This window comes from Rahnella aquatilis CIP 78.65 = ATCC 33071 (assembly GCF_000241955.1).
In the GTDB taxonomy this organism is placed as follows: domain Bacteria; phylum Pseudomonadota; class Gammaproteobacteria; order Enterobacterales; family Enterobacteriaceae; genus Rahnella; species Rahnella aquatilis.
This window is the reverse complement of record NC_016818.1, coordinates 4,203,618-4,226,522: the sequence shown is the minus strand read 5'-3', so window position 1 is coordinate 4,226,522 and position 22,905 is coordinate 4,203,618. Positions and strand designations below refer to the sequence as shown.

Below are 22,905 nucleotides of genomic sequence, written 5' to 3'. Positions count from 1 at the left end.
TTTCATAGAGTTGATGGAACCAAACTGGGACAGAACGCTAATTCTGACTGCGGGTTTTGCCGCAGCGAAGAGAGCTTATCCTTCACAGGATGCTAAGGAAATGGTCTGGATGAATTTACAGTGACTTGCTTTCATATTTGGAAAGAGGATCGCTTTTTATGTATGACAATAGCCTCGTATGAAAGATTAAGTTAAAGTTCTCACTATTCAAAAATTTGTAAAAGTTATAAGAGATAAGAGGCTTAACTTGAAAACTTTAGACGAGTTCATAAGTGAAAAGGGAAACCCTGAATGGGTTATCTATATGAAACGCTTATCTGCTAATGATACTGGTGCTACGGGAGGCCATCAGGTCGGGATTTATATTCCAAAAATTACTCGAGATACATTATTCCCTTCAATAAATAGAGTGGATTGCGATAACCCGAGTATACCATTGTCTGCCAAAATAGTTTCACATGATATCGAAGAGCAAACTGTTAATGCCATTTATTATAATAGTAAGTTGGCCAAACAACAGAAAAAAGGTAGAAATGAATCAAGAATAACTTCCTGGGGCGGGAAGAAAAGTCCTATTCAAGACCCTGAAAATACAGGTTCATTACTCATTCTGGCTTTTAAAAAGCAAACCGAACTTGCAGACTGTATGTATCTTGAAGCATGGATTTGTCGCTCTATAGAAGAAGAGGATTTATTAGAGACAATAACTGGTGAGATTCTTCCTGGTATATCAGTTTTTAATTCTGGAGATAGTGTATTTGGCGGTGTAACTGCCATTCAGGAAAATAAAACCAATAAGAAATTTAAAATTCCTGATGGTTGGGCTACGACGTTTCCTTCCGGGAGTGAGATAATTTCTTATCTCCCTAATTTATTTAAGTTTAAATCAACCACCCCCGACTCTCTTGTTCTCGAGAGAAGGAAGGCGGAGTTTTCTCTTTTTCTTCATATTGAAGAATTTCATGTTCTTCACAAAATAAAAGATGGTTTTAATAGTGTAAATGAATTTATAGCCCTTGCTAATTCTGTTAGTAATCGTAGGAAATCCAGAGCGGGTAAGTCCCTGGAACTCCACCTTGAGGTTATCTTCAAAGATAATAATTTGCTTGATTTTTCAACGCAATGTGTTACTGAAGGTAATAAAAAACCTGATTTTATATTCCCTTCAGGACAGGCTTACCATGATTTCAACTATCCAGAAGAAAAACTGAGAATGCTTGCTGTCAAAACCACCTGTAAAGATAGATGGAGGCAGGCAATTAATGAGGCTGATAAAATAAAAAAGGTACATCTATTTACTTTACAAGAGGGCGTCTCAGTAAATCAGTTTAATGAAATGAAAGAGGCTGGTATTATTTTGGTTGTTCCAAAACCTCTTCATGAAAAATATCCGAAAGATATTAGGATGGAGCTTGTTACTCTCGAAGATTTTATTGAGGGAACTAAAGTTATTTATCAAATATAATTAGATGTTCACATTGCTACTTATGGCAATGTGAATATTCCCTTTGTATCGATGTAAGAGGTTTTTGTGGAGTTACATAACCATTCTTCAATTCGTTCAATGATATCATTATGTGGCAATTTTTTGCGCCCTCTTAAACTACATTCCCATACAATTAAAATACGCCATCCATTATCTGATAGATCTTGCATAACTCTTTGATCATTTCTCACATTATTTTGAATTTTGTTCATCCAAAAATCAGTTCTGGTTGCAGGGGTTTTGAAAAGATAGCAATTATGATGATGCCAGAAACAACCATGTACAAAGATAACCGCTTTGTAGTCATCTACGACAAAGTCTGGTTTTCCTGGTAAATCCTGAACTTGTTCCCGGAAGCTGAAACCAGCTTCAATAAGTAAATCCGCAACTTTTTTTTCAATGGCTGTGCCACGATTCTTAATTGCTCGCATATTCTTGCTTCGCGTCTTTGAATCGTGGACATCAGCCATTGGAGTTAAGCTGCCTTATCAGATTTAAGTTCAACAGCCTTCGCAATGTAGGGGGCGAGTAATTTTGCAACTGCCGCAAAGACAGGGACTACAACCGAGTTACCGAATTGTCGGTATGCTTGTGTGTCAGAGACAGGGATACGGAAAGACTCTTTTCCCGGCTGCTCGAATCCCATAAGGCGTGCACATTCTCTCGGCGTCAGACGACGTGGTCTGTTGATTTGATTTTCAGGATTATCAAATTCAGTTTCTCCCAATTCTCTATCCCAGCCCCGGTCAATTAAGATTTCAGAACCATCTTTGTGGTAACGGGCAGAGAGTGTTCTTGCAACTACAGTTGGATTTTCAGGATCAACTAAACCAAAACCAAAACCGTTCCCCTTGGCCTGATGCTTCTTGGCATAATTGTATAAATACTTCCAGAGAAGCGGGGTGAGAATGTACTTTTTATCGTATTCGGTCTGAAGGAGTTGCTTAAAGGTGATGCGCTCCTGGGGAAAAAATTGACTGATGTTTTTAAGAGTAAAATCTTTACTAATGTTCAGCGAACGGCGAAATCCAACCAATACAATTCGTTCACGATGCTGAGGAAGGAAATGTTTCCCATCGATAATTTTCGGATCGCTGGAACCCGTGATATCAGCGTCGGCGACGTCGTAACCCAGTTCATCAAGTGTTTCCATAATGACTTTAAACGTTTTTCCTTTGTCGTGACTTTTGAGGTTTTTAACGTTCTCAAGCACGAAAATGGATGGCTGCTTCGCTACGATAATTCGGGCCACATCAAAGAACAAAGTACCCTGAGCCTCACATTCGAAACCATGGGCTTTGCCCAAAGAATTCTTCTTTGACACACCAGCAAGTGAGAATGGCTGACACGGGAAGCCAGCCAAGAGTACGTCGTGGTCAGGAATTTGTTTATCGATGTTTTGGTAAGCTTCTTCAACGTCGATTTCCTGATTGTCACTCAGCGTGATTTCTCTGATATCTGAATTAAATACGTGTTCATATGGGTCGCTATACCAGTTTGCCTTGTATGTACGAACGGCATCTTTGTTCCATTCACTGGTGAAGACACATTTACCACCAATGTCCTCGAATCCTTTGCGGATACCGCCGATCCCGGCAAACAGGTCAATAAAGCGGAATTTATAATCCGGATGAGATTTAGGTGGTTTTGGAAGCATGCTTTTCAGCGTAATAATTTCACATTCGGTAAGTGGGCGTTGAGTCGCTTTACCGTTAAGCCAGCGATTTAAGGATTCACGCGACCAGTCGTTGTTATACTCGCGCAGCGTCTCAGCAATAGCCTTTTGGTCATATATTTCCAGCAAACGGCGTACCAGTGATTTATCACTTTCAAGCTGAATCTTCATGCCTTCTTCTGCTTTTTTGATTTGTTCTATAGTTGAAGTGTCAGTGGTTTTCATTTCACAGTTTCGTTTTTAGGGAAGAATGAGTGACACTTTATCACTCGTTTGACCCAGAGGCAAAATGAAAATATGTATATCTGTACAGTATTTTTCTGGGCTGACTTAATTTAGCAACCCAGAAAAGCCCTGTCTCTTAATGCGTGGCATTTACTTCCCAGGATATCTCGCAATTCTGAAATGTAAAAGCTGTAACTAGCGCTTCGAACCCAATGGCACCCTCTAAAAAATCCGCCCCATCTCCAGTTGCCCCATCAATAACGCGTTATCACTGTAATCCACCGGCACGGCGACGACGGCGGGGCCTTGTACGTCCATGGCGGCGCGGAGGGTGCTTTCCAGCGTTTCGGCGGAGGTGACGGCAAAACCTTTGGCGCCGAAGGCGTCGGCGTAGGCTTTGAAATCAATCGGGCCGAACTGAATGCCGGAGGTGCGCTGGTATTTTTTCTCTTCCTGGATCGCCACCATGTTGTAGGCCTCATCGACCCAGATGATGTGCAGCAGATTGACGCCCAGACGGACGGCGGTTTCCAGTTCCATGCTTGATTGCATAAAGCCGCCGTCGCCAGAAACGGACACCACTTTGCGGCCGGGATCGACCAGCGCAGCGCCAATCGCCCACGGCAGCGCGACGCCCATGGTTTGCTGGCCGTTGGAAATCAGCACCTGACGTGCGCGGAAGCTGTAAAGATAACGGGCGATCCAGATATGGAAACTGCCCATGTCGACGCACAGGGTGACGTCGCTGTTGACGATGTCCTGCATCGCACGCACCAGGCGCAGCGGGTGGATCGCAAACTGATTCAGGCTGCGGCCTTTCTGGGCCAGCAGTTCACGTTGCTGGCGGCGATCCTCGAGAATGGCGACGGAGGATGCGCTCAGGTCGATGCGCTGCTGGATTTGCGCTGTCAGCAGATCCAGCGTATCCGCGATGTCGCCCACCAGTTCGACGTCCGGCAGATAGTCGCTGTCGGTTTCGGCGGGCATCACGTCGATATGTACCAGTTCGGCGCTGCCGTTGCTCCATTGCACCGGTTCATACTCGACCGGGCTGTAACCGATGGTGATGACCAGATCCGCGTTGCGCAGCAGGCGGTCCCCGGCCTGATTGTTGAACAAACCGACGCGGCCGGCGAAGCGATGGAACGAAGCCTGATCGATAACGCCTGCCGCCTGATAGGTGCTGGTGACCGGCAGATCGCTTTTGTGCAGCAGGCGACGGATGGCTTCGGCATTGCGTGGCTGGCTGGCCATCAGGCCGAGCAGCAGCACCGGATTTTTGGCCTGTTTCAGTAACTGTGCGACCTGCAATATCGCGTCGTGCGGCGCGCTGCCGAGTACCGGCGGTTGCGAGGTCAGGAGTTTGCCGTGGGCCGGTTCGTTGACGATATCCATCGGCAGGCTGATAAATGCCGCACCCGGACGGCCAAACTCGGCGGCGCGAAAACCGTTTGCCAGCACTTCGGCCAGCGCGGAAGACGAGGTGACTTCGGCAGAATACTTGGTGACCGGGCGGAACATCGCGACGGTGTCCATGGTCTGGTGCACCTGTTTGACATGGTCGGCACGTTTTACCGCGCCGCCGAGCGCCACCAGCGGATCGCCTTCGGAGGTCGCGGTGGCGACGCCGGTGATCAGGTTCGAGCAGCCGGGACCGGAGGTGACCAGCGCGACACCCGCTTTACCGGTCAGGCGACCAACGGCACCGGCCATAAAGGCGGCGTTGGCTTCGTGGCGCACCGGAATAGTTTTGATGGGGGAATCGATCAGCGAATCGAATACACGGTCGATTTTTGCGCCGGGAATGCCGAATACGTGTCTGACGCCCTGGGCTTCAAGCTGCGCGACGACCAGGTCCGCACCGCATTTCCATTCGCTTTGGCTGTCTGAATTTTTCATGGTTTTATTCCTTTTATCTGCGGGTTGTTAACTTTCAACGGACTGAATCGCATCATTTAAATCGTCAGGGCATAAGTTGGCATGCAGGAAATCGCTGTCCTGCGGAAAATCGATCAACAGCTTCTCAACCGTGCCGAAGGTCAGTACGCCGCACTCAACCTGATAATCCAGCACATGGCCGCCGCTGCTGCGTGCCTGATTGATGAAATGTTCGTGATAACCCGCCACGTTGATGCCCTGCATATACGCAGGCGTCAGAAAGCCAATCAGCACGCCCTGATTGTTCTCAATATGAAACGTTGGCTGCGCTTCGATGGCTTCGAGCATCGGTTTATAAGGGCGGTGCTGTTCCGGCACGGTACGGGTCTCGACGCGGCTGAACTCACCATCAATGCGCAATGCGCAGAAGGTGTTCTGGCTGGCGACGGCGTTGTCGATGACGGCGTGGATTTCTTCGCGACTGTGCGGGCGATCAATGACGTATTCATTCGTCGGGTTAAAGAATGTCATGACGGCGAAGGGTGTTTTTTGTTCCGGTTGCGCACGGCGGGCGCTGCCGTCGCCACGCAACTGGAAGATGTTGCTGTTAAATGCGATCAGTTCGCCGTCGAGATGGTTAAAGGTGCCGAGGCCAAAATCGCCGTGTTTCAGCAGGTCCGCCATCGTGGTATCCCCTTCATACACGCCGCTCAGCAAGGCACTCATCAGTGACGACTGATAAAGCACGCGGTCAGGATGATGATGTTTAAACGCTGTCGCCGTGCGGGCAATATCGGCGACGCAGGAACAGGACTCAGAATGGCTTTTCATGCAGGAACTCCGTTCGAATAGTTAACAATGCTAACTAAAGGTTGACGCCATTCCGTCCTGAGTTCCAATATGAGGAGGTGTTTACTTTGAGACGTTTTTGATATGGAACTTCGTCATCTGCGCTATTTTGTCGCGGTAGCAGAGGCGGGCCACTTCACCCGTGCTGCCGAACTGCTGGGAATATCCCAGCCTCCTCTGAGCCAGCAAATCCAGCGGCTTGAACATGAAATCGGCACCCCTTTACTCAAACGTCTGACCCGTGGCGTCGAGCTGACCGAAGCCGGAAAAGTGCTGTACGACGAGGCGCAAACCATTATCAAACTGACCGATGCCGCCTTTGAACGGACCCGCGCGGTGGCGCGGGGTTTGAACGGTACGCTGCGTATCGGCTTTGCCACCTCAACGGCCTTCAATCCGCAGGTGTTTGAGCTGCTGCATCGTTTTCGTGACAAGTATCCGGGCATGGTGCTGGAGCCGCAGGAAAAAGATATGGCCGGGCTGATGACTGCGATGAGCGAGGGCGCGCTGGATGCGGCGTTTATCCGTCTGCCTTGTGAGCGCAGCAAAGAGTTCAGTTTTAAGGTGCTGGATATTGAGGAAATGATGGTGGCGTTACCGAAAAAGCATCCGCTCAGTCAGGGGAAAGAAGTCCGGCTGGCGGCGCTGCGCCACGATACGCTGATCACCTTTCCCCGCGATTTATCGCCGGGGCTTTATGATGCCGTGACCCAGGCGTGTAAAGAGGCGGGATTTTCGCCGCGCTACGGGCAGCAGTGCCCGCAAATTACCTCGGCGCTGAGTATGGTGGCGACAGGATTTGGTTACGCGCTGGTGCCGGCGTCACTGAGTAAAATTGATGAAACCAACGTGCGTTGTCTGCCCCTGGCAGGGCAGACCTTAACGACACAAATCGCGCTCGCCTGGCGCAGAACAGATAACTGCAAGGCGGCGCTGCATATGGTGGGGTTGTTGTAAAAAGGTCAAAGCAGAGAATCTTTCTGGGCCAGAACAAAAGCCGGATCGCGTAATTTAACGCTGACCTCTCTGCGAATGTTTTGGCTGAGATTTCCCTGAAGGCGACAAATCTGGTGATAGCCGTGTGATAACCAGTTCCAGCTTCCCACCAGCGCATAGTGGTTATCCACCAGCAGCAGTTTTTCGTGAGTGCCTTCGTTTATCCGGATCACGTTTTCTCTGCCAAGAGACTGAATATATTGCTCAATCAGCAGAGGATCACCGTCCCGCTCAAAACCATATTTCGCATGATCGTAACCATAATAGACTTTGACATCGATTCCCCGCTGACGCGCCGCAGTTAACAAACTGAGCTGAGGATTTTCACCTTCACGGTTAAAACGAAGCCAGGGCGACACAACAATCAACTCCTGCTGACATTGTTGAGTGGCAGCATGGAAAGCATCAATATGCTCACAATCCCGGTAATAGGTTTCCACCGCCGGGCTCTGGCTCAGTTCGCTAAACTTAGGGTGCTGGCTTCCCAGTTCAAGAATGAAATCATTAGCACATACTTCAGCCAGCGTTTTCAGATACCGGCCCGCCGCAATCAGACGATCATAATTACCCACCACAATAAATTGTTGTTTGGCCCGGGAAACCGCGACGTTGAGCAGGTTGGGCTTATTGTTCTGGAACTTGTCATTGTCTCGTGGCGAGTGGATCACCGGACTGTAAATGATGACTTCAAACCCGGTTCCCTGGAATTGATGAACCGACCCAATTCGCAGGGAATCATAGTGCCCCAGGCGGTTGCCCATTTTTTGGATCAGCAGGTTCTTCTGATTGGCGTAAGGGGTGATAATGCCGACATCTTTCGTCAGGTCATAACCGGCGCTTTCCAGCTTCGTCAGCAGGTCATCAATCGCTTCAACCTCGTCCAGATTGGTATTTGCACCGGGACCCTTTTTGCCCTCCACGCTGTAAAACATCAAATGGTGACTGTCCATCGCCGCAAAGGCACTGGCAACCGCTTCAGAAGGCGGTGCGGTTTCCACAGAAATGCCCTCATAACCGGCAAGCTGAGTAAACAAGGCGGCAATCGGTGGCTGGCAGCGCCGATGCTCATCAAGCACGATGCCGTTACCTATGTCATTGACCGAGCCTGAGGAGGTTCCCGCTGCACGGTGATAGGCGGTGACTAACATCGGTGACATGCGATCATAAAGCAGGTCGTCATCGCCGAAGTGTTGTTCCCGTAGCTGGTTTTGCACCCCTTCCGACAGGGTTCTGATTGGCTCGATTTGTGCGGGGTCACCCACAATAATGGCCTGCTCACTGCGGCTCAGCAGAGGAACCAGTGTTTCGACTGACACCATGCCCGCCTCATCACATAACGTCAGATGGTAAGGTTTTACTTTCTCGAAATCCCCGAGGTTTTCATAACCGGCCGGTTTATACGCTGAGGCTAATGTCGTGGCGATGACCGGATAAGCCAGTGAAAGCAGACGATAAAACTCTTCCTGACGGGCATTTCTGTAAGTGAAGTAATGGGGCGAACGGGTGCGGGTTAATAAGTCTCTCCACACGGTCAGGATTTCTGTGAGCTCGGTTTTGCGGGTTAACTGCTCCTGCCACAGGAATGCGACGGCATCTTCAAACATGGCGCGATGTTGCCGGATAAAACGCAACCTCAGGATATCCGGCCAGTCTCCTTCCGGATAATCTTGTGCGAAGGCGCGCGCCCTCTCTCTGGTCTCTAAAATATGACGTTCCAGAGCCTGTAAACGGCCCAGTTGCTCATGCAGACTTTTCAGTTTCGGGATCCTGTCAGCCTCCGGTTCGGGGCCTTGCAATATCTGCAAGTGGGCTAAATCCTCTTTTTTATTCCTCAGTTCGCGACTGTAATGCAGTAAATCGGCCATTTGCTGATGAGATAAATCATTGAGACCTAACGCCGTGAACTCCGTGAGATTCATGGCCTGGGCTTTTTCGCGTCGGGCATTTCGTTTTCCGGAGAAAAAGCGCGTCAGGAAAGCGGCGATGCCTGAACGGGGATAATCACCGTAAATATCTTCGAGCAAATCCGGAAGGGTTCCCTGCATAAACCGGGTGAGTGCCGTCAGATCAAAACTGACTGGCCAGACTGAAAGCCAGTACCGGGCGCGGATATTGGCCTGTTCCCAGGCTTCCAGTTTCTGCGCATGATTCTTTTGTTCATCATGAAGAAAACGGGCAACCGCGGTGAGATGGACAGCGTTAAATGAAGTGACCGGGATCCCGACAGACTCCGCCTGCAGGGCAAAAGCGTCCTGCTCACTTTTCAGGATCGCGTCGAGATCATGCAACCGGGTCGTCGGGTCGCCGCACGCAGAGATGGCCTGCTGAAGCGCATTTTTCCTGGTGTGATAGTGCGTATAACAATGGTTAATCATTTCCCGGTTCTGGCACAGACGCTGTTCAGCGGATCCGCGCGCACGGGCATCGGCAGATTGCTGCTCATAAGTTTTTAACAACTTATCGATGCGCATGACTTCAGACTGGACTTTTTCTTTTGAACCGGCCTGGAAATACAACCAGTCGAGACCTTTTACAACATCATCATCGCGTAAATCATCAATGACATTTTCTACCGCTTTAATGGCCGTCGAGGTGATGAGCATGCCCAGATTACGATCATTGCCGTCAATAATAGCCAGGGCGCGCTCAACCACTTTTTGCGCAATTAATGATTTGAATAACGTGGTTTTACCGGTTCCCGGCGCGCCCTGAACTGCCACGAGGGGCAGGTTTTTCTGAACCGATTGTAATGCCTGCATTTGCCCGCGCCCCAAAGGGTATTTTTTTTCAAATAACCCCAACGTGACCACTTTATTTATTTCTTCATTATTGAGTGGCTCATCCTGCTGACATAAATATTGTTGCAGCAAAGGAAAGGCGGACAGGTCATTACGGGACGTTAAACAGGTGAAATCTTTACCGTCGCGCTGTGTATTAAAGTCTTCATTATGCAATTCGCAGATCAGGGCATTGAATCCCGTTTCCAGTCTGGCATTTCGCCATTTAGTCCCAACCAGTTTCTCTTCAATCCACATCTTCAGACCCGCAAATGCCTCCAGGAATGAATTATATTTTTGTTCATTCAGGGCGCTGATCAGGCTCATCATATGGCGGTTTTCGCCCAGTTCGCTGATATCAAATCCCAGTAATTCTTTGAATGCGGACAACAGCGGGGAAACACGGGTGCCATCCTTAACCGGGATTAAAACAGTTTGCTGGCCTTCCTGTATGAATAATTCAGGATTCAGCTGAAAGGAAAATAAAGGGAGGTATTTCGTGGTTTTTTTGTTATTGCTGAATTCACTGTAGCGGATGATCGGGAAGAGGAAGTGTACCGGTGTTGTACTCTCTACTTTCCCTTTCTTATCATACTTAATGTATTTTTGTTTCAGAAGCTCAAGGGTATTAGACGAAAGTGTAATGCGTATTCCGTCATCATCATCACGAACATTCCGGTCAGTAAGGTATATTTGCTGGTATTCGTGAAGGTTGTCAGCCGGGATTTTACTTTTTTCCATGCCGCTGTATTTGATATATTCCTGCCAGGCCTGCAATACTTTTAATGATGTATCTTCCATTGCTGAAAACTGTCCTGAAAATGAGCTAATGATGGGCTATTGCACCAGAATCAATAGGATAGTGAGAGGGGGATGAAGGAATAATACGCCTCAGCGTTGAGGCGTACCAGTCTGTTACTCAATTCAGTGTTATTTACACCACAATAATCACAGACACGCGGCGGTTCTGGGCGCGTCCGGCCTGGGTTTTATTGCTGGCGACCGGCTGGCTCTGACCTAATCCGCGGGTATGGATATTGGTGCGCGGCATTCCCGCATCGGCAAAGGCGGCGGCTACCGTGTTGGCGCGTCGCAGCGACAGATCATTGTTGTAACCGGCGTCGCCGTAGTTATCGGTATGGCCGTCGAGATTGACTTTGTTCAGACCAACATGCAGCAGTTCACCGGCCAGTTTTTCCACCGACTGCTTACTCTCTGGCGAAAGCGTCGCCTGATTATTGCCAAACAGCACTTTGGCATCCAGTCCCAGTTCCCAGCCCGCTTCTGTCTGCGAGAAGCCGTTTTTTTGCAGTACGGCGATCTGTTCCGGCGTCAAGCCCGCCGGTTTGCTCTGACAGGCGGCGAGCAGCAGAATGCACAGCCCCATGGCGGCGAGTTTAAACCAGGTTTTGAAAGTATTGCAGGTCTTCATACTCATTAATTCCTTTTAGTCTTTCATCACGACAGGAAGCGGCATGCCTGAAGAGACATGCCAGCAACTGCCGGAAATTTTTTTCGAACGGTACATGGCCTCATCGGCCTTATCCAGTAACTCTTTCGCGTTGCTGGCCTGAGAAGGCGACAGCGCGATACCGATACTGAGAGAAACATCCAGCGTCTTGTTATTGAGCAGGATGACAGGGGTTTTCATGATTTCAACAATGCGTTCGGCAAACGCCACGGCCTCTGCGGTGGACACCATCGGTTCAAGCAGGATGGCAAATTCATCACCGCCCAGGCGCGCCAGCACATCGCCTTTTCGCAGCGTTTTCGCCAGCCGTTCGCCAAGCACCATCAGCACACGGTCTCCGGCAGCATGACCGAGTGAGTCATTGATCTCTTTAAAGTTATCGACATCAATAAACAGCAACGCCAGTGACAGCGCCGGGCGCATCGGGTTAAAGCATTGATTAAGCGTATCAATGAAAAACGCGCGATTATGCAGGCCGGTCAAACCATCGTGCAACGCTTTTTGGGTCAGCGAGACGTTCTCGTTGCGCATATGGTTTTCCCAGGCTTCCAGCTCAGTCAGCAGGCTGTTGAAGTCCTGACTCAGTGTGTGCAGCTCGACAATCGGCGCGGAAGGCACGCGCAAACTGAACGAACGGTTGGCGCTGACATCGTGAGTGACGCGCGTAATGTGGCCGAGGGCATCGACAATGCCTTTTTGCATCCGGCGGGAAAAATACAGCGCGACCAGAGCCGTCAGCACCAGACAGCCGATCAGGCTCAGCACCGTTTCCAGCAGGAAACCAATCAGACTTCCGCCGTTACCGGCGAGCCAGACGGTACCGATGAGCGAACCGGAATGATTCACCGGCATCGTGACAGGCTCCGGGAAAGCCAGGTGGCCGACGAACTGACCGAGCTTGTCCCAGTTGCTGTTCACCGGCCGCTGCCATTCGGTGAACGTCGCACCGGCAGGCGTCAGAATTTTAGCCTGCGTGAAATCGCCTCTTTTGGCGATGAACTCCAGCGACTCGTGCGCGGCGGCAGGATCGTTAAACACCAGCGCAGCTTCGGTGGTGTAGCTGATAGCACGCGCGGTCAGTTGCAGATTATTTTCGGCATGCGAACGCAGGGCGATCAGGGCCAGCAAGATCAGTAAAAAGCCGGCAAGGCCGATCGCAGTCAAAATCACAATCACATGGATTCTGTTCAGTGCGGCGCTCAGCGTCGGGCGCTGGCGCGGCTGTTCTGTGTCAGGAACAGGAATTTGATTTTCCATGGCTACTCCTTTTCCCTGGCAAGTTGTAATACGGCGGGATTAACCCGCACACCGCTGCGGGACAGCGTGTCCAGATTCAGTTTGAATCCGGTATGAAGGGGCGTGATCACCAGACAAAATGCGTTCAGTAATGCACAGGCATCGTCCTGCTCACTGAGGGTTAAAATGGCATGGCCTTCCAGACGCTGATGCAAATCGTTCTGCTGCTCCGCCGTGGTGCTGCCGGAATAAATGGCATCGCATTGTGAGGTCAGCAGCGGGCTGTCAAAAGGCAACGTCATCACCTTGAGCGGTCTGCCGGCAAAAGCGCTGCCATCGGGCGTGAGTAAGGCTGCGTATTTAACCGGCTGGATGATGCAAAGCGTTAAAGAAGACGAGCTGGTTTTGTCGGGCCAGCGCGAATAACTGAGGATGCCGTTAACGGTCTGCGCGACGGCGGCGTCGGGTGACGTCTCGCTGGTTTCGGCGATGACCGGTTTTAACGGAGCGATCAGAAGCACCATCAGCAGCGCGAAGCCATATGCAGCCTTAAGAAAATGGCCGACACGTATCTTCACTAACAGGTAAAAAGGTGATCGGGCTTTTTCCATTGCGTCGCTCTGTGTTTCTTCCGGTTGAAATTGTTTCACCGGAATAAGAATAACTTTATCGGCATCATTTCTGAAAGCGTCAATAAAAAATTTTCCCCCCTGAAACAACACGTCTTTTGTGTCGATTTTTTTACAGAAGTCAGGGGAACTACAAATAGTGAAGAAAATCTAATGGATTGCGCGGTTAATTCATGGTCGATTTTTGTGCAGCCACAGGCGTGAGACCGTCGATAAATAATACATGTTGGCGGTATTTCAACCGTTATTAAAATAATAATCACGGTCATAACAAAATATCACAAAAAATAAATGTTACCGTAATCACCGTTTGATGAATTTAATTTGCAGGAAATGTTAATAGATTTGAATTTAAAGGAATAATAGACGGCATTTTATCAATATTCGTGACCATGATCTCAAAGCCACACCGTTAGTCAGATTTTTATGCTGCTGATAGGTATCATGCCCGCATTAATGGTATGTTTTAACCGTCAGGATGGTTTTTTCGATGACGGGTGAAGTAAAAAACATCAACCATTCCTGGGGAAAACGGAATTATTTTTATAATATAGGTACTGAGGAATCATGGATAATACAACAATCGGGACGCTGTCTGAAAAATCAATAAGTTCCTGGCGTAAAACTGACACCATGTGGATGTTAGGTTTATATGGAACGGCAATTGGTGCGGGTGTTCTTTTTCTTCCTATTAATGCCGGTATTGGCGGGTTAATTCCGTTAATTATTATGGCGATTCTCGCCTTTCCAATGACGTTCTTCGCTCACCGCGGATTAACCCGTTTTGTTTTATCGGGTAAAAATGCCGGTGAAGATATTACAGAAGTCGTGGAGGAACATTTTGGTATTACAGCCGGTAAATTAATTACGCTGCTGTATTTCTTCGCCATTTATCCTATTTTGCTGGTTTATAGCGTGGCCATCACCAATACGGTTGAGAGTTTTATTACTCACCAGATGCATATGAATGCGCCACCGCGTGCGTTGCTGTCACTGATCCTGATCCTCGGGTTAATGACACTGGTGCATTTTGGTCAGGATATTATCGTGAAGGCGATGAGTATTCTGGTGTTCCCGTTTGTCGCGGTGCTGATGGCGCTGGCGCTTTACCTTATTCCTAACTGGAATACGTCAGTGTTTGAAAACGCCTCGCTGTCCGGTAACGGCGTGGGTCACGGTATGCTGATGACGCTGTGGCTGGTGATCCCGGTGATGGTGTTCTCATTCAACCACTCGCCAATTATCTCCTCTTTTGCGGTGGCAAAACGCAAAGAATACGGGGATGACGCTGAGAAAAAATGTTCGCGCATTCTGGCGTTTAGCCACATCATGATGGTGATCACGGTGATGTTCTTTGTCTTCAGCTGCGTCCTGAGCCTGTCTCCGGCCGACCTGATGGAAGCCAAAGCGCAAAACGTGTCTATTCTGTCTTATTTAGCGAATCACTTCTCTAACCCGGTCATTGAATATATTGCACCGTTTATTGCCTTTATTGCCATTACCAAATCTTTCCTCGGCCATTATCTGGGGGCGCGCGAAGGTTTTAACGGCATGGTGATTAAATCTCTGCGCAGCAAAGGCAAAAAAATTGCCCTGCCAACGCTGAACCGTTATACCGGTATCTTCATGTTATTAACCACCTGGTTAGTGGCGACCCTGAATCCAAGTATTCTGGGCATGATCGAAACGCTGGGCGGTCCGATTATTGCGATGCTGTTATTCCTGATGCCAATGTATGCCATCCGTAAAGTACCGGCGATGAAAAAATACAGCGGCCATATCAGTAACGTCTTCATTGTTATTATGGGTCTGATTGCAATGTCAGCGATTGTATTCAGCCTGATGGGCTAATAATTAAAATTTCTGAAATAAAGTGAGCGGGAAAATCCCGCTCACTTCTCTCCCGTTTTCTGTTTATTCCGCCCGTAAATAATTTCACTTGGAGTATCCACCGTGATCAGCGTCTTCGATATTTTCAAAATTGGTATTGGTCCATCCAGTTCACATACTGTTGGCCCGATGAAAGCCGGGAAAATATTCACTGATGAACTTATTTCTTCAGGCCATATAACCCAAACGACCCGCGTGGCGGTCGATGTTTATGGTTCATTATCACTGACCGGTAAAGGTCACCACACTGATCTGGCCATTATTATGGGGCTGGCGGGCAATATGCCGGATGACGTGGATATCGATGCGATCCCGGCGTTTATCCGTCAGGTAGAAAATACCGGACGTCTGATGCTGGGCAAGGGCATAAAAGAAGTCGATTTCCCGGCCGGTTCAGGCATGAATTTCCATTCCGGTAATCTGCCGTTGCATGAAAATGGCATGACAATCAGTGCCTTCAGCGGCGATGAACTGCTGTATACCCAAACCTATTACTCGATCGGCGGTGGCTTTATTGTTGAAGCCAGCAAATTTGGTATGCAGGACGAAAATCCGGTGGTGCGTCCGTATCCGTTCCGTTCGGCCAGTGATTTGCAAAAACACTGTACGGATACCGGCCTGTCGTTGTCGGCACTGATGCTGCAAAACGAACTGGCGGGGCATACACGTACAGAAATCAGCGATCACTTTGCGGCCATCTGGAATGTGATGAGCGAAGGCATAACGCGCGGCATTCATACCGAAGGTTTGCTGCCGGGACCGATGAAAATCAACCGCCGTGCCGCCGCGCTGCGCCGCATTCTGGTGACGCAGGATAAGAACAATGTCGATCCGATGGGCGTTGTTGACTGGATCAACATGTACGCGATGGCGGTTAACGAAGAAAACGCGGCAGGCGGCCGCGTGGTCACTGCACCGACCAACGGCGCGTGTGGCATCATTCCTGCCGTGCTGACGTATTACGATCAGTTTATCCGACCGATCAGCCCTGATTCTTACAGCCGTTTCTTCCTGGCTTCCGGCGCGGTGGGCATTCTGTTCAAAATGAATGCTTCGATTTCAGGCGCGGAAGTCGGGTGCCAGGGCGAAGTGGGCGTGGCCTGTTCTATGGCGGCGGCAGGTCTGACCGAACTGCTGGGCGGCAGCACCGCGCAGGTGTTTATGGCGGCAGAAATCGCGATGGAACATCATCTCGGGCTGACCTGCGATCCGCTGGCCGGACAGGTTCAGGTGCCATGCATCGAGCGTAACGCGATTTCGGCGGTGAAAGCGGTCAATGCGTCGCGTATGGCATTACGCCGTACCAGCGAACCGCGCGTGTGTCTCGATAAAGTCATCGAAACCATGTACGAAACCGGCAAGGACATGAACTCGAAATACCGTGAAACCTCGACAGGCGGTCTGGCTATCAAGGTTCTCGCCTGCAATTGATTTCTTTTCTCATCATTTCCTAAAAGGCGGGAAACCGCCTTTCCCGCCCCCTTCGTGACTTTTCCCTGTGTTATGTTTTGGGTTATCTATACTGCGTAGAAGCTCTTTTTTCACCTGGAAAACAGTTAAAACAGTTAAAAGGAAAGGTTCGGTATGTCTAAATTCTTTATGAATGACCGCAAGACTCTGATTAACGATGTTATCGAAGGGGTGATCCTGACCTCTCCCTACAAAAACCTGGCAAAACTGGACGTCGATCCGGCAATTCGCGTTGTCGTGCGGCGTGACTGGGATAAGAAAAAGGTCGCGCTGATTTCAGGGGGGGGCTCGGGTCATGAACCGGCGCACGTGGGGTTTGTCGGCAAAGGCATGCTTACGGCGGCGGTGTGCGGCGAAGTGTTTGCTTCTCCGAGCGTAGACGCCGTGCTGAACGCGATTGTGGCGGTCACTGGCAAAGCGGGCTGTCTGCTGATCGTCAAAAACTACACCGGCGACCGTCTGAACTTTGGTCTGGCGGCTGAGAAAGCGAAAGGTATGGGCTATGACGTGGAGCTGGTGATGGTCTCCGACGACATTTCCCTGCCGGACAACAAGCAGCCGCGCGGCATTGCCGGTACGGCGCTGGTGCATAAAATTGCCGGTTACGCGGCTGAGCAGGGAAAATCCCTGAAAGATGTCACCAAAATCACCCGGCAGGCGATTGATGCCACAGCCAGTATCGGTGTCGCGGCGGCGGGTTGCAGCCTGCCGGGTGGCGGTGAAGATGAAGAAGAACAACGTATCGAATCGGGCCACGTTGAGCTGGGCTTAGGCATTCACGGCGAACCGGGTGTGTCGACCATGAAAACCCAGAACAGCAAAAAAGTGGTGGATACGCTGGTCAGTAAACTTGCGGAACATGTGAAGAAAAGCGACAAGCTGGCGGTGCTTATCAATAATCTCGGCGGCGTTTCTCCGCTCGAGATGAATCAAATCACCAAAGAACTGGTGCATTCGGCGCTCGGCAGTTCGATCCGTTATCTGATTGGCCCGGCATCGCTGGTCAGCGCGCTGGATATGAAAGGGTTCTCGCTGTCGGTGATTGCCCTTAAAGGCGGCATTGAAGAGGCGTTACTGGCAGAAGTGGAAGCGTCCGGCTGGCAGCCTCTGGTGAAGCTGGAAAAACTGCCGACCAAAAAAGGCAAGAAAATCAGTGATAAGAAAACGGTAAAAGCCTCGTCTAACGCGCAGGTCGGCAAAATCGTTGAAACCATTACCCAGACACTTTCTGATCTGGAAGACGAACTGAATAAGCTCGATGCCAAAGTCGGGGACGGCGATACCGGTTCAACGTTTGCCACCGGTGCGCGTGATATCCAGAAAGAGAACAAAAGCAAAAAATTACCGCTGAACAATGTGGCCGATCTTCTGGGCGTGGTCGGCGATCGTCTGGCGACCGTCATGGGCGGATCCAGCGGCGTGCTGATGTCGATCTTCTTTACCGCTGCCGGTAAGAAGGTTGCCGAAGGCGAGAAGTTACCGAAAGCCCTGCTGTCCGGTCTCGAACGCATGAAACATTACGGCGGGGCCGATCTTGGCGATCGCACGATGATCGACGCACTGCAACCGGCGCTGGAAGCCCTTGGCAAAAAAGAGGCGTTGAAAGGGGCGGCTAAAGCGGCAGCCAAAGGGGCCAAAGACACGGCCGGCATGAAAAAAGCTAACGCCGGGCGTTCTTCTTATCTGAGCAGCAACAGCCTGAAAGGGGTGAAAGATCCCGGTGCGGTGGCCGTTGAAAAAGTGTTTGAGGCGCTGGCGAAAAAATAAGATTGATGTCAGCAAAAAAGAAAGGCCTGCGGGAAACCGGCAGGCCTTTTTGTTGTTCTCCGCCGTCTGAAATCAGTGTCCGACCGGCCAGCGATGCAGCGTAATATTGCGGTCCGGGGCTTTTGCCACAAAATCTGACAGCACCGCTTTCACATCGGGGTCGATATAACCGACGTTATCACGTTCGACGCGGACCACGCTGTTATCGGGGATCTCCGCCAGCAGGCTCTGCAAACGCGGGTTATGCAGGAACGTCAGGTTCTGGTGAAAACGCATCACATAATGATTTTCGTCGCGCGTAAGCTGCATTGCATTGTGATGACTTTTGTAGGTGCTCGACAGCAATTGCGCGAGCAACCCGATGCCGATCCCGGCCAGCATACCGAAGAGCAGAATACCCGCCAGCGTGGCGATAAACGGCAAAAACTGCGGCAGGCCAAGCCGCCACTGGGTCATGAAAAGTGCCGGTGAGGCCAGTTTGTAGCCGGTATACAGCAGCACCGCAGCCAGGCAGGCCAGCGGAATAGTATTGAGCATATCGCTGAAAAACATGCCGCATAAGAGCAGTAACACGCCGTGAAGCAGGATCGACACCTTACTGCGCGCGCCGGTGTTCACGTTCACCGAACTGCGCACGATCACTGCGGTGATCGGCATGCCGCCGAGAAACCCGCTGATCAGATTCCCGATCCCTTGCGCACGCATTTCTTTATTGGGCGAGGGCGCGGGCGTTTGCTCTTTCAGCTTCTTCAGCGCTTCCTGGCTGAGCAGCGTTTCCAGGCTGGCGACCAGCGCCAGCGTCGCGGCAATCACATAAATCTGCGGATTATTCCACGCGCTCCAGTTCGGTTTTTCCAGCTGCGAGGTCACTTCATCTACGCTGTCGAATTTCGGCAGCGCAATACGCGGCATGGCCTGCATCGAATCCGGCACGATGCGGTCACCGAATATCACCGCCAGGCTTCCCCACAATACCGCCACCAGCGGGCCGGGCACATAAGTCATCAGCCTGATACGCTTAAACGGTGGCGTCGTCCACAGCCACAAAATCAACAAGGCGACAGCCGGGACGATCAACGCCGTGGGCGACAAACTGAAGGCCGGATCGCTGAAAATGCCGCGTAATCCGTCTTCTCCCTGATAACCCAGTGCGACCGGGATCTGCTGCATGATCAGCAAAATACCGATCGCCGCCAGCATGCCCTGGATCACCGAGCCGGGGATCAGCGAGACAAAGCGTCCGGCTTTAATGATCCCGAAGACGATTTGCAGAATGCCTGCCAGCATCAGCGCCAGCAACAGAGAGGAAAAGGATCCGAGCGTTTCCATCGCGCCAACCACGATCGTCACCAGCCCGGCAGCCGGTCCGCTGACCGCAAAACGCGACGGGCTGAGCAGGGTGACGATCACGCCGCCGATAACGCCGGTCAGCAGACCGACAAAAGGCGGTAATCCGCTGGCCTGAGCAATGCCAAGACTCAGCGGCAGCGCAACCAGAAACACGACAATCCCGGCCGGGATATCGTAACGCAGAAAATTCATGTTCAGATTTTCAGAGGATTTCATCGTCATGAAGCGGTCTCCACTGCGTATGAAGGGGTTAGGACGGGGCGTGGGAGTAATGCGGTCACAATAGGCTTCTCTCTGTCAGGGGGCGGCGAAAAACGCGCGATGGCCCGGTGGCGGTCAACGTCTAAAGTTAGAAATTCTTTAGTTACGGTTTGAAGCTTTCTGATGCACTTTCTAACATGGTAGTCGGCAATTCCGCATAAGGAAAATCTTAGAGTGTTGGGGCGGTGATCACGGAAAACGGGATTTACGGTCTGAAAAGCTTGATCTGACGCATGACAAACTCATTCGTCTCAGCAGCCGTTTTTTCGTCCAAGTATAATCTCCGGCCTTGATTTTCTGGCTGCGAAATCACGATGCATTAGCCGTGCTTAAGCAAAACTCCTCTTCTTTCAGCGAAAACTCTTTATGCCAATCAGCCTGATCCAACCCGATCGCACCCTGTTTTCTTATCCGCGCTACTGGGCCGAATGTTACGGCACGGCACCGTTTTTCCCGATGAGCCGGGCGGAAATGGATGAACTTGGCTGGGACAGTTGTGACGTGATCGTGGTGACCGGCGATGCGTATGTCGATCATCCGAGTTTCGGCATGGCGATCATCGGCCGTATGCTGGAAGCGCAAGGGTTTCGCGTCGGGATCATCGCGCAGCCGGACTGGACCCGCAAAGAAGACTTCATGCGGCTCGGGAAGCCGAATCTGTTTTACGGCGTGACCGCCGGCAACATGGATTCGATGATTAACCGCTATACCGCCGACCGGAAATTGCGCCATGACGATGCTTATACGCCGGGCAATGTGGGCGGTAAACGTCCCGATCGCGCCACGCTGGTCTACACCCAGCGCTGTAAAGAAGCCTACAGCGATGTCCCGGTTTTGCTCGGCGGTATCGAAGCCAGCCTGCGGCGTATCGCACATTACGATTACTGGTCCGATACCGTGCGCCGTTCGGTGCTGGTGGATTCCAAAGCCGACATGCTGATTTACGGCAACGGCGAAAGGCCGCTGGTGGAAGTGGCGCACCGTCTGGCGGCGGGCGAATCCATCACTGATATTCACGATGTGCGCAACACCGCCGTGATGCGCAAAACGGCACTGACGGGCTGGAGCGGGGTCGATTCCACACGTCTTGATAAACCGGGGCGCATTGAGCCGATCATGAACCCGTATGGCGAAGATCTGCCGTGTTCGGAAGGAGAGTTGCCTGCGCCGGATGCCCCGCAGCCGGTAACGGTGCGCGCGCCAAAGCCGAAACCGTGGGAGAAAACCTACGTTCTGCTGCCGTCATTTGAAAAAGTGAAGGCCGATAAAGTGCTTTACGCGCATACCTCGCGCATTTTGCATCACGAAACCAATCCTGGCTGTGCGCGTGCCCTGATGCAAAAACACGGCGACCGCTATGTGTGGATCAATCCACCGGCGATCCCGCTGTCTACCGAAGAAATGGACGAAGTATTTGGTCTGCCGTTCCAGCGCGTACCCCATCCGTCTTACGGTAAAGCGACCATTCCGGCGTATGACATGATCCGTTTCTCGATCAATATCATGCGTGGCTGTTACGGCGGTTGCGCGTTTTGTTCGATCACTGAGCATGAAGGGCGGATCATTCAGAGCCGTTCCGAAGCGTCGATCGTCCGCGAAATAGAAGAGATCCGCGACAATGTGCCGGGATTCACCGGGGTGATTTCCGATCTTGGGGGGCCGACTGCCAACATGTATATGCTGCGCTGTCAGTCGCCGAAGGCGGAACAGAGTTGTCGCCGCGCGTCCTGTGTGTATCCGGAAATCTGTACGCATATGGACACTAACCATGAGCCGACGATCAACCTTTATCGCCGTACGCGCAGCCTGAAGGGGATCAAGAAAATCCTGATCGCTTCGGGTGTCCGTTATGATCTGGCGGTAGAAGATCCGCGTTATATCAAAGAGCTGGCCGAACATCATGTGGGCGGTTATCTGAAGATCGCGCCGGAACATACCGAAACCGGACCGCTGTCCAAAATGATGAAACCGGGAATGGGCAGTTATTACCGGTTCAAGGAGCTTTTCGACAGCTATTCGAAACAGGCCGGGAAAGAGCAGTATCTGATCCCATACTTTATCTCCGCGCATCCGGGGACACGTACCGAAGACATGATCAATCTGGCGCTGTGGCTGAAGAAAAACCGTTTCCGGCTGGATCAGGTGCAGAACTTCTATCCGTCGCCGCTCGCCAGCGCCACCACCATGTATTACAGCGGCAAGAATCCGCTCGGCAAAGTGGATTATAAAAGTGAAGACGTCGTGGTGCCGAAAGGCGATCGTCAGCGGCGCTTGCATAAAGCGTTGCTGCGTTATCACGATCCGCTGAACTGGCCGGTGATCCGCGAGGCGCTGACCGCGATGGGCATGCGCCGTCTGATTGGCATCCGGCCTGATTGTCTGGTGCCGCCGGACGGTTTTGATCCGAAGTTTGCGGCGTCAGGTTCAGGCAAAACGAAACCGGCCACTACGCGTTTTACCCCCGCTAAAGCGCAAAATCCGGCTGCCGGAAAAGGAAAACCCTCCGGGCAGAGGGTTAATCGAGGTAAAAGACCGGTTTAAGGTCGTTGCTGACCGGGCTGTTATCGGCATTGGCAGGCATTACGTCTGCCATATGCTTCCACCATTTCTGGCAAATTTCCGTTTTTGCCACCGCGTTCCATCTTTCTTCTGATTCTATTTCCACATAGCCAAACAGCAGATTACGTTTTTCATCGAGAAAAATGCTGTAGTGATGCGCACCGTGGGCTTTCAGGGTTTCCGCCAGTTCCGGCCAGATTGGCGAATGACGGCGCTGATATTCATCGTGGGCATTCGCATTAACCTGCATCACGAAGGATTTACGGATCATGTTTTTCTCCGGTTAGATTATCGGGGGGAGAGGGAAAGCTCCTCCCCCTGCGAAGGGGAGGGAGCAGACCGAGCTGTTTTCGTGTTTGTTTTAGCTCTCCCCTTTCAGTGGGGGA

16 protein-coding genes are annotated in these 22,905 nt (G+C 51.0%); 6 read left to right on the top strand and 10 right to left on the bottom strand.

All coding sequences use genetic code 11. The features are described 5' to 3' along the window. Positions 1-247 precede the first annotated feature (247 nt). The gene (locus RAHAQ2_RS19085; protein WP_015698793.1) at positions 248-1,465 is read left to right on the top strand and encodes a type II restriction endonuclease; all 1,218 of its coding nucleotides are present in this window, start codon (positions 248-250) and stop codon (positions 1,463-1,465) included. Between the two features lie 20 nt (positions 1,466-1,485). On the opposite strand, the gene RAHAQ2_RS19080 is transcribed toward RAHAQ2_RS19085, so the two are convergent. The 4 genes from RAHAQ2_RS19080 to budA form a co-directional block, all read right to left on the bottom strand. After that, a complete protein-coding gene (locus RAHAQ2_RS19080; RefSeq protein WP_015698792.1) occupies positions 1,486-1,956 on the bottom strand; it encodes a very short patch repair endonuclease in 471 nt (156 codons plus the stop codon). 5 nt (positions 1,957-1,961) lie between these two features. After that, a complete protein-coding gene (locus RAHAQ2_RS19075; protein ID WP_015698791.1) occupies positions 1,962-3,386 on the bottom strand; it encodes a DNA cytosine methyltransferase in 1,425 nt (474 codons plus the stop codon). A 222-nt stretch (positions 3,387-3,608) separates the two neighbouring features. Next, positions 3,609-5,285, bottom strand: coding sequence for an acetolactate synthase AlsS (gene alsS, locus RAHAQ2_RS19070; RefSeq protein WP_015698790.1), 1,677 nt, complete (start codon positions 5,283-5,285; stop codon positions 3,609-3,611). A gap of 27 nt (positions 5,286-5,312) precedes the next feature. Further along, on the bottom strand, positions 5,313-6,095 hold the full coding sequence (gene budA / locus RAHAQ2_RS19065; protein ID WP_015698789.1) for an acetolactate decarboxylase: 783 nt from the start codon (positions 6,093-6,095) through the stop codon (positions 5,313-5,315). A gap of 102 nt (positions 6,096-6,197) precedes the next feature. Here budA and RAHAQ2_RS19060 point away from each other — a divergent pair, with 102 nt between their 5' ends. Further along, positions 6,198-7,070 carry a LysR family transcriptional regulator gene (locus RAHAQ2_RS19060; protein ID WP_015698788.1) on the top strand — a complete coding sequence of 291 codons (873 nt, stop codon included), beginning with the start codon at positions 6,198-6,200 and terminating at the stop codon, positions 7,068-7,070. 5 nt (positions 7,071-7,075) lie between these two features. On the opposite strand, the gene RAHAQ2_RS19055 is transcribed toward RAHAQ2_RS19060, so the two are convergent. The 4 genes from RAHAQ2_RS19055 to yfiR form a co-directional block, all read right to left on the bottom strand. After that, complete coding sequence (locus RAHAQ2_RS19055; RefSeq protein ID WP_015698787.1) at positions 7,076-10,687, bottom strand: AAA domain-containing protein; 3,612 nt, start codon at positions 10,685-10,687, stop codon at positions 7,076-7,078. 133 nt (positions 10,688-10,820) lie between these two features. After that, positions 10,821-11,318, bottom strand: coding sequence for an outer membrane lipoprotein YfiB (yfiB, locus tag RAHAQ2_RS19050; protein WP_015698786.1), 498 nt, complete (start codon positions 11,316-11,318; stop codon positions 10,821-10,823). A 15-nt stretch (positions 11,319-11,333) separates the two neighbouring features. Further along, the gene (gene dgcN, locus RAHAQ2_RS19045) at positions 11,334-12,614 is read right to left on the bottom strand and encodes a diguanylate cyclase DgcN/YfiN (protein ID WP_015698785.1); all 1,281 of its coding nucleotides are present in this window, start codon (positions 12,612-12,614) and stop codon (positions 11,334-11,336) included. A gap of 2 nt (positions 12,615-12,616) precedes the next feature. Further along, positions 12,617-13,204, bottom strand: a complete 588-nt coding sequence (gene yfiR / locus RAHAQ2_RS19040; RefSeq protein ID WP_047605921.1) for a regulatory sequestration protein YfiR — start codon at positions 13,202-13,204, stop codon at positions 12,617-12,619. Between the two features lie 585 nt (positions 13,205-13,789). Between yfiR and RAHAQ2_RS19035 the strand changes: the two genes are divergently transcribed. From RAHAQ2_RS19035 to RAHAQ2_RS19025, 3 genes are all read left to right on the top strand, one after another. Then, complete coding sequence (locus RAHAQ2_RS19035) at positions 13,790-15,073, top strand: HAAAP family serine/threonine permease (RefSeq protein WP_015698783.1); 1,284 nt, start codon at positions 13,790-13,792, stop codon at positions 15,071-15,073. A 102-nt stretch (positions 15,074-15,175) separates the two neighbouring features. After that, a complete protein-coding gene (locus tag RAHAQ2_RS19030; RefSeq protein WP_015698782.1) occupies positions 15,176-16,543 on the top strand; it encodes an L-serine ammonia-lyase in 1,368 nt (455 codons plus the stop codon). 153 nt (positions 16,544-16,696) lie between these two features. Further along, positions 16,697-18,349: a dihydroxyacetone kinase subunit DhaK gene (locus tag RAHAQ2_RS19025; RefSeq protein WP_015698781.1), complete on the top strand. Its 1,653-nt coding sequence runs from the start codon at positions 16,697-16,699 to the stop codon at positions 18,347-18,349. A 72-nt stretch (positions 18,350-18,421) separates the two neighbouring features. Here the strand turns inward: RAHAQ2_RS19025 and RAHAQ2_RS19020 are convergent, their stop codons facing one another. After that, positions 18,422-19,897, bottom strand: a complete 1,476-nt coding sequence (locus tag RAHAQ2_RS19020; protein ID WP_037040402.1) for a SulP family inorganic anion transporter — start codon at positions 19,895-19,897, stop codon at positions 18,422-18,424. 429 nt (positions 19,898-20,326) lie between these two features. Between RAHAQ2_RS19020 and RAHAQ2_RS19015 the strand changes: the two genes are divergently transcribed. Then, positions 20,327-22,501, top strand: a complete 2,175-nt coding sequence (locus RAHAQ2_RS19015; RefSeq protein WP_015698779.1) for a YgiQ family radical SAM protein — start codon at positions 20,327-20,329, stop codon at positions 22,499-22,501. On the opposite strand, the gene rhaM is transcribed toward RAHAQ2_RS19015, so the two are convergent. Further along, the gene (rhaM, locus tag RAHAQ2_RS19010) at positions 22,476-22,790 is read right to left on the bottom strand and encodes an L-rhamnose mutarotase (RefSeq protein WP_013577125.1); all 315 of its coding nucleotides are present in this window, start codon (positions 22,788-22,790) and stop codon (positions 22,476-22,478) included. The genes RAHAQ2_RS19015 and rhaM overlap by 26 nt on opposite strands. Positions 22,791-22,905: the final 115 nt, after the last annotated feature.